The organism is Aureimonas ureilytica (genome assembly GCF_001475935.1).
Lineage (GTDB): Bacteria > Pseudomonadota > Alphaproteobacteria > Rhizobiales > Rhizobiaceae > Aureimonas > Aureimonas ureilytica_A.
The window spans coordinates 1-13,509 of sequence record NZ_LDQA01000002.1; the positions used below are offsets into that span (position 1 = coordinate 1).

Genomic DNA, 13,509 nt, shown 5'->3' on the forward strand with positions numbered 1-13,509 from the left:
CGAAATTCCTGACAGTCCCGCTGGCGTCTGCTGCCTTCTGATGTGCTCGGACGTTGGTTCCGTCCAGAAACATCATGCCGAGCCTGACGCAGCGCTCCCGAACCAGTGCCGGCAGCTTTTTCCAGACGCCGAGCCGTGCCAGACGGATGAAGGTTTGCGCTGCCATCCACCACGGGCCAAACTCGGCCGGCAAGGATCGCCACGTCGCTCCGTTCTGGAAACGCCAGAGGATTGCCTCGACCGTCCGCCGCAGGTGCTGGCTCGGCATCTTGGCGTGAGGGCGACACACCTCGATCAGCGGTTCCAGATCAGACCACTGCTCTTCGCTCAGCATCGCAGCTCTCCCTCATCGGAAAAGCCAGCGACATAGAGTCAGACCCAGGCGCTAACAGGCGCCAACAGGCCCTCAAAACTTTCGCAACGAAGCCCTTTCGCTTCATGCCATCCGTCCCCGATGAGGGCGGACTTTCGTCCAACGTAGAAGAAAAACGCAGTGGCAGGTCAGATGCGCCCACACCTTCCTCTCCGCCATCTGCATCGCTGGCACCGTCATCTTCCGAATTTGAGCAATGAGTGGTGAGCCTAAAGCAATCTGTACTTATGATAATACGCACTTACATCCACGGCGGTTCTCTAAAAATAAAACGGCAGTTCTCTAAAAATAAACAGGTCTCGTATTATTCGTAGGGAGAGTGTTTCGGAACGATCCGGCACGTGGGTTGGAGCATGTAGGCTCATGAAGATTGGTATTGGGACTAAACTCGGCTCCGGGTTTCTTGCAGTTCTGGCGATGACCGGATTTGTAGGTTACGCCGGCTACACCTCGCTCGTGCAAAGCAACGAGCAACTGAGTCTTTTCACCCACCGTCCCTTCGTCCAGATGGAGACGACCAACCAGATTCTGACGGAGCTGGAGCGTCTTCGGCGTTTCAGTCGCTATGTAATGCTGGCCGACGATGCAAAGACACGTGACAGCTTCCAAGCGCAGCATGAAGCTGCCTGGAAGAATATCGATACTCTGGTCGAGCGCTACCTCGGTGCCGTCAGCCCGGACCACCTGGCCGAAGTGTCCGACATCCGCACGTCTATGACCCAGCTCAAACCCGTCACGGACAAGATGATGGCGATGGCGATCGAGACCGATCCCAACGAAGCCCAGAACGCGCTCCGCCTGGGACAGGCCGGTCTCGAAGAGGAAACGAAGTTGCTCGACGGGGCCATGGCGGGCGCGAGCGGGGCGGAGGCGCGCGCGGCGCGCCTGAGGGCGGAACTGGCGATGACCCGCGCCGCTCTGGCGGCCCTTGCCGTTTCGGTCGAGAAGGACGAGGCACTGAGCCAGCTGGCCAGTGCGGAGCTCGACCGGCAGATTGCGCAGGTTCGGGCCGATCTGTCCGCTCTCGGCGGACTGGTTCCCGCGTCGGACGCCGTTCGGGCCCTGGATGCGCAATGGACCCGGCAGGCGGCGGCCTTGCGTCAAGCCGGCGATCTCGAACTCGAGAATCGCAATGCCCGATTCATCACCGCCGCCGACACCGAGCAACGTCCGCTGATGACGGCCGTTTCGAAACGTGTCGGCGAACTGGCGACCCGCGCCAAGTCAATCTCCGACGAGTATATCGCCAGCGGGCGGGAGAGTTTCGTCAACACCGTCTGGTTCCTGATCGCCTCCATGACGGTCGCGTTCCTGATCGGCGTTTGCGTCGCGATCCTCCTGTCCCGCTCGATCGCCCGGCGTCTGAGCCGCTCGGTCGTGCAGGCCCAAGCCATCGGTCGCGGCGACCTGACCGCGAATGTCGAGGCACGGGGAACGGACCAGATCGCCGATCTCCTGCGCGCCATGTCGGTGATGACGGAGCGCCTGCGCGAAACCGCCGTCGAGGTGACCGTGTCGGCCCAGCAGGTGGCCGCCGGCTCGATGCAGTCCGCCGCCACCGCAGAGCAATTGTCCTCCGGCTCGAGCGAACAGGCGGCGGCCAGCGAACAAGCCTCCGCTGCCGTGGAGCAGATGACGGCCAATGTCCGCCAGAACGCCGACAGCGCCTCGCAGACCGAGAAGATCGCCTCCACCGCCGCAGAAAGCGCCGAGCGCGGCGGCAAGGCCGTGGCACGCAGCGTCGAGGCCATGCGCATGATCGCCGAGAAGATCGCGATCGTGGAGGACATCGCCCGCCAGACCGACCTTCTGGCGCTGAACGCCGCGATCGAGGCGGCCCGTGCGGGCCATCACGGCAAGGGTTTCGCGGTGGTCGCCTCCGAGGTGCGCAAGCTCGCCGAGCGCTCCCAGGTCGCGGCGCAGGAAATCGGCAAGCTGTCGGGCGAAACCCTCGTGGTGGCCGAAGAAGCCGGTGCGCTGCTCGGCCATCTGATCCCCGATATTCGCCGCACCGCCGAACTCGTGACGGAAATCTCGGCGGCCTGCCGCGAACAATCGGTGGGCGCGGACCAGATCAATCAGGCCATCGTGCAGCTCGATCAGGTCACGCAGGCCAATGCCAGCGCGGCCAGCGAGATGGCCGCAACCGCCGAACAGCTGTCGAGCGAAGCTCGCTCGCTCAATGTTCGAGCCGGCTTCTTCAAGGTGCCGGACGCGGCCGCCGCGCAAGGCGGCGGGGCGATGCCGCAAAGCCGGGAGGTGGAGCCTGCGCGGCGCGCAAGCTCGCCGCTTCTCCGGTTCCTGGGACGGCGCGCGGCTGCGCCCGTCGCGGCCAATGCGGAGCGGGGGGCGACGCTCGACCGGTTGAGCGCCTAGCACGGCTCGGGCAAAATCGGACCGATCCGGAACGGAGGAGACGAAAGGCGGGAGCGGCGCGCTGACCGCTTCCCGCCATCATTGATCCACCCCCATTGAAATGGTCCGCCTTGAAGTATGGCTTTTAAAGCCTGAAGGAGGACGGACATGGCAAGACGACCCAAGCCCGAAAAGTTTGTCGCGAAGCTGCGGCAGGTTGACGTTCTGGTATCGCAGGGGCGCACGGTAGCGGACGCGGTGCGCTCGATCGGCGTGACGGAGGTCACCTACTACAGGTGGCGCAGGGAGTTTGGTGACCTGAAGGTCGACCAAGTGAAGCGGCTGAAGGACCTGGAGACCGAGAACCAGCGACTTCGCAAGGCGCTGGCCGATCTGACCTTGGACAAGCTGATCCTCAGCGAGGCCGCACGGGGAACCTACTGAGCCCTGCGCGCCAGCGCGCTTGTGTCGAACACGTCATGACGATGACGAAGCTGTCCGAGCGTCGGGTATGCCGCGCCCTTGGGTAGTACCGTTCGACACAGCGTCAGGTGCCGCGGGGCCGGAACGACGAAGAGCAGCTCACGGCCGACCTCATCGAATTGGCGCGTCGGTACGGTCGCTACGGGTACCTGAAGATCGCGGTCCTGCTGCGGGATGCCGGTTGGGTGGTAAACGAAAAGCGTGTCGAGCGCATCTGGCACCGTGAGGGTCTGAAGGTGCCAGCCAAGCAGCCCAAGCGTGGACGGCTCTGGTTGAATGACGGTTCCTGAGTTCGGCTGCGGCCCGAACATCCTAACCACCTTTGGTCCTACGACTTCGTGGAGAACCGAACCCACAACGGCCGCAAGTTCCGCACGCCTAGCGACAAACGCTGCGCGTTTCTCGCCGACGTCATCGACGAGTTCACGCACGAATGCCTCAGCCTCCGCGTCGCTCGCAGGCTCGACCCGACGGATGTCATCGACGTCCTGTCGGACCTCTTCGTCCTGCGCGGGGTACCCGGCCATGTCCGTTCCGACAACGGCCCGAGTTCATCGCCAAGGCCGTGCAGGACTGGATCATGGTCGTTGGCGCGAGGACCGCGTACATCGCCCCAGGATCACCGTGGGAGAATGGCTTTGTCAAAAGCTTAAACGCGCGCCTTCGAGATGAACTCCTCAACGGCGAGCTCTTCTACAGCCTGCGCGAGGCGCAGATCGTCATCGAAAGCTGGCGGCGGCACTGCAACACCGTCCGGCCGCATGGATCGCTCGGCTAGAAACCGCCAGCACCGGAAGTGTTCGTGCCTGCCTTCGCCGCGTGACCGGCTGCGCTGAACACACCTGCTCCGCCGGCCAAGCTACCGCTGTTGCAAAGACCAACCCTGAACTAACTTTCCAACCGGACCACTCAGTCGGGATTGATCAGTGAACCTGGCCCATAGCGCTTCCCTCCACTCTTGTGAAAAGACTGCACCATCAAAACCTGGGATCAAACACCTAGGCGCCACACCTCGGTTAAGCGCCTTTCCGCGATCGAGTTCGACCATGTCGAGGCGTCCGCTTTCGGTGCGTCGCGGCATGGTATGCGACTGCGGAGGAGTGTCGATAGCGGATGGGCCGCTTTTGGATATCCGCTTCCTTCTATGCCGATCGGATGCATGATCCGGTCCTTGGGTTCTACGACGAGCATGCGCCCACCTACGCGGCCGATAGCGTCACCCATCCGCATCCCATGAGCTTCCTGCAACGCGGTAGACAGGGTAGTTTGCAGACGGGCAGCTTTTGATAAGGGGCTTATAGGAAGCGGACGTGGCTTGCGTTCGGTTACATCAGGTGTGCTTCACCGGAAACGCGGATGGAACTCCCTGGCGCAGGCGGGATCTGCGCTCTGATACATGATCGCATCCCCATGTCTTCGCCCTGCACGATCTCGATTTCTCCCCCGTGCGGCCAACCGAGATCTCTCAAGTACCCCGCCAGAGCCGCGCTCGCCGCGCCGGTCGCTGGGTCTTCGTAGACCCCGCCAGAGGCGAAAGGATTGCGGGTGTGGAAGAGGTTCGGCGTCTCCGCATAGGCGAGAAGGATCGTGATCCATCCTTCGCGCAGCATGAGCGCACGTCCAACATCCTGATCGTATCGCATGGATGCCAGCGCGGCGCGAGAGTTGAGCGCCAGGACGATGTGGTTGGCGCCGCCATGCACCAGAGCTGGCGGGATGTTCGGGTCGAGATCGGACGAAGAGTAGTCGAACAGCGCCAGCACTTCGCAGACAAGCGCGTCCGAGGCGCGTGCGCTGCGCGTAGGCGGGGACTGGAGGGAGGCGACCAGACCATTCCCCCGTCGCTGTCCTTCGACGGTGATCCGTGCCTGGTTCAGAGCCAAGGAAAAGACACGCGGCCCTTCCCGCAAGGTCAGCGCGGCGCCGAGGGCGATCGTGGCATGACCGCAGAAGGGAACTTCCGACTCTGGCGAGAAATAGCGCACCCGCCAGTCCGTGCCGGACCCGACGGCGAAGGCCGTTTCCGAGTAGCCGACCTCGTAGGCGATACGCTGCATGTCCGCATCGCTCGGAAACGTATCCGCGATCAGAACGCCTGCGGGATTGCCTCCGACGCCATTGTCGGAAAATGCGGAGATGCGCAGCACGTCCAAAGTTGCCTCCTCGGGTTCCCGCTTCCTTCAAGCGTCGACAGCTTGGGTAAACGGCTTCGGGTATGAAACCAACGTCGAACCCGTGCAAGGGATCGGCGTCCGTTTTGGGGGTAGACCCAATCGTCGCGCAAGGGCGATCGAGGTCGACAGCGGATGGACCGCTTCCGAGACACCGCTTCTCTGGCGCCGGTCGGCTCGTTTGGGTTGATTCCGCCCCGTCAGCTACTGGGACGATCCTCCGAAGAGCGGACGCTCTCGTTGCGACGAGAGAAATTCCACGCCGGCACTCGTCTCACGGCGCTGTTGACTTGGAGCGACTCCAGGCTGGTACGAAAGTCGCCACCCGTCGGAGACCGGACATGACCATCCAGACCCATGCCGCCGAAAGCCGCCATCCCGCATCGCGCTGCTGCCAAGTGTCATGAAGATCGCCGAAGCCTCGAGGCTCAGCGGTTTGAGCCTAGACACGATCCGCTTCTACGAGCGCGCAGGGCTTCTGCCGATTCTGGAACGCGGTGCCGATGGCCACCGTCGCTTTTCCACTGAGGTGCTGCGTTGGCTCGTCCTTTTCGAGCGCCTGCGCTCCACCGGTATGCCGATGCGGGAGATGAAGCGTTACGCCGACCTCGCTGCGAAAGGGGATGCGACGATGGAAGAGCGTTTGGATATGCTGGAGCGTCATCTTGAGCGGATCGCCGCAACCGAAGCTCGTATCCGGGCTTGCCGCGAACTGATCGAACGCAAGATCGTCGAGCATGGCGGAAAAGGCCGCGCTCGTCCTGGAGAGATGTCATGAGGTTCACGAGCAAGCGTCTGCTCATCACGGGCGGGACGAGCGGAATGGGGCTTGCTGGAGCCCTTCGCATCCGTGGCGAGGGCGGACAGGTCATCGTGACGGGCCGCGATGCGAAGCGAATAGAGGCGGCGCGGGCGATGCTCGGTCCCGGCGCGCTTGTCGTCGACAATGACGCGGCCGATCCCGAAGGTGCCGCGGCGCTGGCCGACATCATACGCTCGGCAGGCGGGATCGACGGTCTCTGGCTGAATGCGGCCTACGCGTCGCTGGGCGCGCCGCAGGAACTGGATGCCGCTGCCTTCGACGCCATGATGGCGGCGAACGCACGTGGACCTGCTTTGCAACTGGCAAAGCTCATGCCGTTCTTGAACCCTGGGGCCTCGGTCGTGGTGACGGCATCGAGCTCGGTCTACGAGGGCGCGGCGGCGACCGGCCTGTATGCGGCGACCAAAGGTGCGCTCGTCGCCTTCGTTCGATCCTGGGCACGTGCGCTCGCGTCGCGCGGCATACGGGTCAACACGTTGGTCTTGGGACCGATCGCGACGAACTTGCGGGCTGCCCTCCCGGTTGAGACGCGCGAAGACTTCGAGCGCTTCGTGATGGATCAGGTTCCGCTCGGCCGCGTCGGGACCGCGGAGGAGGCGGCTGCTGTCGCGCTGTTCCTCCTCTCGGACGACGCCTCGTTCGTCACCGGCAGCCAGTATGCTGTCGATGGCGGCATGGTCATGCGGTGATACGAGAACAACGTCAGCCTTCTGGTGGCGACATCGAGATTCGATATGACCTCTAAGGGCCGAGGCTGTGTCGAAGCCCTGGTTTGCGCGCGGTATTCGATCCCGGTGTTGGATGGTGTGATCCATTCCGTCGAATGGAAGGAGGCACTATGGGGCAGGTACGTCACGGCAGCGCCATAAGCATGCACACCACCCGCCGACGCACGAGCCGGGCCCGGCGAGCGATCTGCCGTCTGAAGGCAGGGGTCCGCTCGTCCGGAACCCGCGCCACCGACCGCATACGAGCCTCGGCAATTTGAACCCCAGCCGAGGTCGCGGATCAATTCAGAACAGCGCGAGAATTCTCATGACGCCTGGGCAAAGGGCCGGGTCATGACCACTGGAGCAAGTCGGCTTACGGAGGACCGACGCTTCAGCTGGCTCTCGTTCGGTGACGTCCCGCTGGTGTCAGCGTCGGACACCTCATGATGCACAGGAGCAGAGGTGGTCTCCTCGTCCAACGTGAAGAAGCTGACATGCTCGCTGAGATGGGCGGCCTCGGTGGACAGTTGCTCGGCGGTCGCCGCCATCTCGTTGGCGGCCCCGGCATTGTTCTGCGTCACGTGATCGAGCTGCTGGATCGCCTGATTGATCTGGTCGATGCCGACGGACTGCTCGCGGCAGGCCGCCGAAATCTCGGCCACCAGATCAGCCGTACGCCTGATGTCGGGCACCAACCGGCTCAGCATGTCGCCGGCTTCCTCGGACCGAACGAGCGTCGAGTTCGATAGGTCGCTGCTTTCCATCGCGGCCTCTTGGCTCCGCTCGGCCAGTTTTCTCACTTCCGAAGCGACCACCGCGAAGCCCTTCCCGTGCTGCCCCGCGCGCGCCGCCTCGATCGCCGCGTTCAAGGCGAGAAGGTCGGTCTGACGCGCGATCTCGCGGATGATCGCGATCTTTTCAACGATGATCCGCATCGCTTCCATCGACTCCACCACGGCCGTGCCGGTGCGCTCCGCGCTGGCATTGGCCTGGATGGCGATCTTCTCGGTCTGCGAGGCATTGTCGGCATTCTGCCGAATGTTTCCCGCCATCTGCTCCACGGCGGCCGTGGCCTGCTCGGACGCCGCTGCCTGTTCGGTCGAACCAGCCGACAATTGCTCGGCTGTCGCAGCAGAATGCGTCGATCCAGCGGAAACGCTGGTGGCCGATATTTGAGCGGCCTGCAGCGCTCGGACCAGATTGGTCCGCATGCGCTCCGTCAGGATCTGCAACTCGCCGCTCAGACGTCGCGAGCCGTTCGAGTGAGCGGGCCGCAGGTCGCCCTCGGCAAAACGGCTGATCTGGGCAGAGACGAAGCGCAAAGGCGCGATAGCCTTCCGGTTGAAGAAGAGGAGGCCGCCCAGAAAGAGAGCGAGTGACATGGCGGAGACGAGGCTGGAGAGGATCAGGAGGGAATGCGTCTTCTCCGCAGCCTTCTGCTCCTTCTCTCGGGCATAGGTGGTGGCGTCCTTCACGAGGCTATCGACGGCGGCCGCATGCTGGCTGAACGTCTGCCCGAGAGCCTTGAAAGCGGTGTCGATTTGCGCCGCGTCTCCCGACCGGATGGCAGGAAGAGCCTGAGTATCCAGCACCCTCCAGAACTCCCGAGACGTCGCCTGGACAGGGCCGAGCAGCGCCGTCTTCAACTGACCGGCGAGTTCGTGGGAGCCCCAATAGGCATTCCGCTCCGTGTAACTGGCGCGCGCGGCCTCGATCGACTTCAGGATCGGATCGAGATCGCCTTGAGAAAATCTCGCCTGAAACGCCAGTCGATAGGCTTCCGAAAGGAAGAGAGGCGGTGGCAGGATGTCGGCTTGAAGATCGCGCCCGGCAATAATGCGATCGTAGTTTTCGCTGCCGATTCGTAAGTTAAGGAATGCATATGTTTGCGTGCCGAGCGCTGCGGCAAACAGGAACGTTACAAACGTTCCGAAAATAAGAAGCATCTTAGAGGCGGACAAAGCCAGGAACCTTATTTAACAGGAACAATAACTGCCGGTTGCTGTGAGAAGAATATTGCTTTGCCGGTTAAGTAAATTCTATCCGGTCTGAAAAGTTGTACGCTGAGGTTAAGGAAGTTCTGATTTTAACTCATGATTATGAATATGACCGAATTGAAAGAACCGACAGTCCTATCTCCTCGTCTGAAACAGACGAGATGAAAGGTCCCAGATGGGTCGATGTTTCTGGCGACTCGTCCCACCAAGGCTTGTAGAGCGCTTATGAGACGGGTCCGTGCGTCTCCACACCGATCGCGTCCGGAGCCGCCGAAGGGCGGACGGCACGGCTACCGCCTGTTGGCAATCGGTGCGGCCGTGCCCCATCTCATGATGGGGACTGTCACGCATTCTGTGCGGGAAGCCTTGGCTTTGTCAGGGGACGAAGCGGTCCCCGAAGGCGACAGCGAACTGCGTCTTCGCCTCGATCTGGCGGCGCGGAGGGCGGTTTCATTCCTCGGCAGGATGGTTGAGGACGAGGTATGGCCGCTTCGAAGCGGCATCGTCATTGGGGACGTGCCTGCGTGTACCGACAGCAGGTCTCAGCTGAAAGTGCAGCGCCTCAAAGGCGTTCGGGGCGAATGGATGTATCGCTACCGCGCGATCGGCGACGGCGGCGAGACGCTGGACTTCCACCTCTCGCAAACCCGCAGGACAAAGTCGGCCAAACAGGTCCCGAGCAAGGCTGCGAACCGTTCGCCGCATCATCGGCCATGGGTAATCTCGAGCGACTGGAACCGGGCTTACCTTGAGCCGATCGGCTCTTCTACCCCGCGCCCTTCGACATCGTGGGGCAGGTCGTCACCTGGATCAGCGATCCCAGCTTCTACCACCCTGTCGGCATCACGCTGAGGGAAACGGTGCTCGAATGCCTATGTCGATCCAGCATTGCAGCTCTGTCCGTTCCCCCTTTTCCGAGAGTGGTCCTGACCGCTCTCGGCCCAAGTTCACCAGCGCAGGAGCACCGGGTCCTTCAAGCGCTCATGCGCTCGAAGCTTTGATGGTCGCCCAGCTCGAGAGCGAAGCCCGGGCCGGTTTCGATCCGGGCCTTGGACATGGCTCTGGGGGCCGCTTTCGCGGTCGGCTTGGCTTGCGCCGATGTCACGCTGGTGTCCGCCTTTCGCTGCACGGAGCGAACATCGTCTGGCGCCGCTGCCGGCTCGTTGCGGCTGGAGGGGGCCAACCTGAAGAAGCTGGCGCTCTGTTGGAGACGGCTGGCCTCTGCCGACAGCTGGGACGCGGTGGCTGCCATCTCGTTGGCGGCGCCCGAGTTCGATTGGGTCACTTGGTCCAGCTGCTGAATGGCCTGGTTGATCTGATCGATGCCGACCGACTGCTCCCGGCACGCGGCGGAAATCTCGGACACGAGATCGGCTGTGCGCTGGATATCCGGCACCAGCGCATCCAGCATCTGCCCGGCTTCTTCGGAGGTCAGCAGCGTCTGCGACGACAGGAGGCCGATGTCGCGAGCCGCCTCCTGGCTCCGCTCGGCGAGCTTTCGCACTTCCGAGGCCACGACCGCGAACCCTTTGCCATGGGTGCCGGCACGGGCCGCCTCAATGGCCGCGTTCAATGCCAGAAGGTCGGTCTGACGGGCGATTTCCTGAACCACCGATATTTTCTCGGCGATCGTGCGCATGGCCTCGACCGAGGCGGCAACGGCCGAGCCCGTCTTGCGAGCGCTCGTCGAGGCCTGGACGGCAATTTTCTCGGTCTGCCCGGCATTGTCGGCATTCTGCCGCACGTTCGCGGCCATCTGTTCGATCGCGGCGGAGGCTTGTTCGGAGGCGGCAGCCTGTTCGCTCGATCCCGACGACAGCTGCTCGGCGGTTGCCGCCGACTGCGACGAACCGGACGCCACTTGGCCCGACGATAAGGTCACGGTCGAGGCGACCTCGCCAAGCTTGACGCTCATGGCGTTCATGGCGCGCAGGAGATCGCCGATCTCGTCCGAACTGCTGGCGGACACGCGCTGGGACACGTCGCCCTGACCGATCGCGTCGGCCAAGCCTACCGCACGCCCCAGCCCGCGCGAGATCGACAAGGCGATCCAGGTCGCGGCACTGGCGCCCAGCGTGATGCCACCTGCGATCAGGCAGAGGAGCCACAGACGCGTCGTCCGGTAGCTTCGATCGGAATCGGCGAGGAAGTTTTTCGCCTGGTCACCGGCCGCCGCGTTCAACTCGTCGAGCCGCTTCGAGGCGGCGGCCGCCATGGGGATCTGTTTCGTGTTGGCCAGATCGCTGGCTTTGGCAAGCCAGTTGTCGACGCCGATATCGGCCGCCGCGCGCATCGTCTGGAATGTTTGGGTCCAGGTCGATTGCAGGGCCTGCATGCGGGCCGTTTGCTGGGGGAGGCGTCCTGTCAGCTCGCCGATTGCCGCCTTGATCGTCCCATCGAGCTCGTTCAACCGTTGGCTGGCTTTCGCAATCTGAGCGTCGTCATCATAAGCGAGGGCTTCTGCCATCTGGATGCGCGCGTCCAGAACGAGGGTCGCGATGCGTTGGATGGCTTCCGGCGGCGACACGGTCGCGGTCGCCGAAGCAGGCACGACCGCTGCCCGCAGGTCCGCCAGCTGGCGGTTGATGTCCCCGATGGGCGCTTCGCTCCGAACAAGGCCACTGATGGTGGCGCTCGCGTCGGCTTTCTTTCCCAATGCGAATGTCTCGTCGGAAACCGATTTGAGGTCGTGCAACAGCGGCTCGATGTCCTTGAAGGCCTCGCGCCCTTCCGGCGACATACTCCGCAAAACGTCCTTCAGGTTCGTCTCGACGTTCAACCAGTTCCGGTCATATTCCGCGCCCGTCTGCTTCAGGATTTCAGCGTCGGACGTGAAGAACGATGTCAGGATGTCTCGACGGATGGTTGCGAGGTTGGTCTGGATTTGGTTGGCGCTCTGCACCTGAACGAAGGGACGCTCCGAAAATGCTTTCAGCATATCGTTCGTCGAGGCGACCGAGGCGAGGCCGAAGTATCCGACCGCGCCTGTGACGCACAGGATCGTCCCGAAGCTCGCGGCGAGCTTCAGCTTCATATTCAAGCGCATGGCAATCGTCCGAGGTCCAGAAAATCCGATTGCCATACTGATGCGGGGATGGTTCAAATTTGCTGAACATTTTATCGTAAGCGATCTTTTAAGCTACCTTCTCCGATAGGAGCCTTTTGCGCGTCGCCACCGAGCCGTTCGGACCAACGGCAAGTGTGCTGGCCGTTCGGGAGATCGGCGAAGCGTGAGCCGCAAAGCCCAAGCCTAAAGCCCAGAACATGTCGGGCGATGCTTCTCCTGCACCTTCTGCGCGAGGGCGAGAAACACATTCGCCAGCCCTTCGTACATCTCACCAAGCTCGATCGGCACAGTGTCCAAGGTATCCAGATCGGCTCCGATAGCCGCGGCTGCGACTTCCGTGATTTCGCAAATCTGCGAGCTGAGCGCGACCACTTGGGCCGCGCGCGACTGCGCTGCGGTCGGCTCTGAATCGGCGTGAAAGCCTCTACATTGTGCTACCATCTTCCTCTCCGTAATCGGGGGCTACATTTTGGAGACCCAAGATTACCTGAGGCTTGAAGTCAGGATGCAAACATTACGGTTTGCGAGAATGACTGAGAGACCTGTCTCAAGGCGTCGGCATGGCGACGGCCAGCCGTCCAAGCGCTACGCCGGCACCGCGCGCCTGACATCACGCTCCCTTTCCCCATCTCGTCCGGCTGTCACGCGCTGCGTTTCGCAGCGTCGGAGGATGATCGCAGACCCGCTCGCGACGCGGACCCATGACATTTGAACGATGTCGTTCACATCTGGAACACCAGCCGCGACAAATGCCCCTCGTCGCCGTTCCGGTGAGACGCTAGGTGACGCCTCGCACGAGATGTTTTTGCTGTAGAATATATCTATTGCCTGAAAGTTCGCCTCTATGCGTATCACCATTAAGTCGCGTCTTGCCCTCAGCTTCGGGGCATTGCTCGTTTCCACCGCCACCATCAACGCCTTGAGCATCCACGCCCTCACGCGCGCTGGGCAAACCGGCTATGACAGCACGCAGCTCGCCTTGTTCGGCGCCATTGCCGGCGTCATGGTTCTGGGCATCGGGCTGGCCGCCTGGATCATCCATTCCCTGAACGGCGGCCTTCGCCAACTGGCCGAGAACATGGATCGCATCGCGAGCGGGGACCTGTCTCAACGCATCGTCCATTCGCGCCAGAACGAACTCGGCGATCTCCTGACGCGCCTGTGCCAGACGCGCCTGCGGCTGTCGGGAACGGTCCATGCCGTGCAGGGGGCGGCGATGCAGGTCGCCGCCGGCTCGCAGCAGTCCTCCGCCACCGCCGCTCAACTCTCCTCGGGCTCGACCGAGCAAGCGGCGGCCTCGGAGCAGGCCTCGGCGGCCATCGAGGAGATGAGCGCCAACCTTCGCCAGACCGCCGACAACGCCGCGACGACCGAGACGATGGCAGCCCATGCCGCCAGGGATGTCGGCACGACCGAGTCCGCGGTGGTGCAATCCACCCAGGCCATGCGCGAGATTGCCGAGAAGATCGCCCTGGTGCGCGAGATCGCCCGGCAAACCGATCTTCTGGCGCTGAACGCCGCGATCGAGGC

9 protein-coding genes and 1 pseudogene are annotated in these 13,509 nt (G+C 62.9%); 6 read left to right on the forward strand and 4 right to left on the reverse strand.

Annotated elements, in window-relative coordinates:
* A partial coding sequence (locus tag NS365_RS01240) for an IS5 family transposase (RefSeq protein ID WP_058598467.1) occupies nt 1–334 on the reverse strand: 334 nt, incomplete at its 3' end.
* Between the two features lie 402 nt (nt 335–736).
* Here NS365_RS01240 and NS365_RS01245 point away from each other — a divergent pair.
* Nucleotides 737–2,749 carry a HAMP domain-containing methyl-accepting chemotaxis protein gene (locus NS365_RS01245; protein ID WP_082684345.1) on the forward strand — a complete coding sequence of 671 codons (2,013 nt, stop codon included), beginning with the start codon at nt 737–739 and terminating at the stop codon, nt 2,747–2,749.
* Between the two features lie 147 nt (nt 2,750–2,896).
* Nucleotides 2,897–4,103 (forward strand): annotated as a pseudogene (locus NS365_RS23420) (IS3 family transposase).
* Between the two features lie 433 nt (nt 4,104–4,536).
* Here NS365_RS23420 and NS365_RS01260 read toward each other — a convergent pair.
* Nucleotides 4,537–5,364 carry a PhzF family phenazine biosynthesis protein gene (locus NS365_RS01260; RefSeq protein WP_058598471.1) on the reverse strand — a complete coding sequence of 276 codons (828 nt, stop codon included), beginning with the start codon at nt 5,362–5,364 and terminating at the stop codon, nt 4,537–4,539.
* A 421-nt stretch (nt 5,365–5,785) separates the two neighbouring features.
* On the opposite strand from NS365_RS01260, the gene NS365_RS01265 reads away from it, so the two are divergent.
* Together NS365_RS01265 and NS365_RS01270 are read left to right on the forward strand one after the other, a co-directional pair.
* The gene (locus NS365_RS01265; protein ID WP_082684346.1) at nt 5,786–6,160 is read left to right on the forward strand and encodes a MerR family transcriptional regulator; all 375 of its coding nucleotides are present in this window, start codon (nt 5,786–5,788) and stop codon (nt 6,158–6,160) included.
* Nucleotides 6,157–6,894, forward strand: a complete 738-nt coding sequence (locus NS365_RS01270; RefSeq protein ID WP_058598473.1) for an SDR family oxidoreductase — start codon at nt 6,157–6,159, stop codon at nt 6,892–6,894. Before NS365_RS01265 ends, NS365_RS01270 begins: the two co-directional genes overlap by 4 nt.
* 344 nt (nt 6,895–7,238) lie before the next feature.
* Here the strand turns inward: NS365_RS01270 and NS365_RS01275 are convergent, their stop codons facing one another.
* Entirely contained in the window at nt 7,239–8,861 is a 1,623-nt protein-coding gene (locus NS365_RS01275; protein ID WP_058598474.1) for a methyl-accepting chemotaxis protein, read from the reverse strand.
* Nucleotides 8,862–9,377: 516 nt separating this feature from the next.
* On the opposite strand from NS365_RS01275, the gene NS365_RS25275 reads away from it, so the two are divergent.
* A complete protein-coding gene (locus NS365_RS25275; RefSeq protein ID WP_430515406.1) occupies nt 9,378–9,764 on the forward strand; it encodes a DDE-type integrase/transposase/recombinase in 387 nt (128 codons plus the stop codon).
* Between the two features lie 121 nt (nt 9,765–9,885).
* On the opposite strand, the gene NS365_RS01285 is transcribed toward NS365_RS25275, so the two are convergent.
* Nucleotides 9,886–11,958, reverse strand: a complete 2,073-nt coding sequence (locus NS365_RS01285; protein WP_058598476.1) for a HAMP domain-containing methyl-accepting chemotaxis protein — start codon at nt 11,956–11,958, stop codon at nt 9,886–9,888.
* Nucleotides 11,959–12,823: 865 nt separating this feature from the next.
* Between NS365_RS01285 and NS365_RS01295 the strand changes: the two genes are divergently transcribed.
* A partial coding sequence (locus tag NS365_RS01295) for a methyl-accepting chemotaxis protein (RefSeq protein ID WP_153003606.1) occupies nt 12,824–13,509 on the forward strand: 686 nt, incomplete at its 3' end.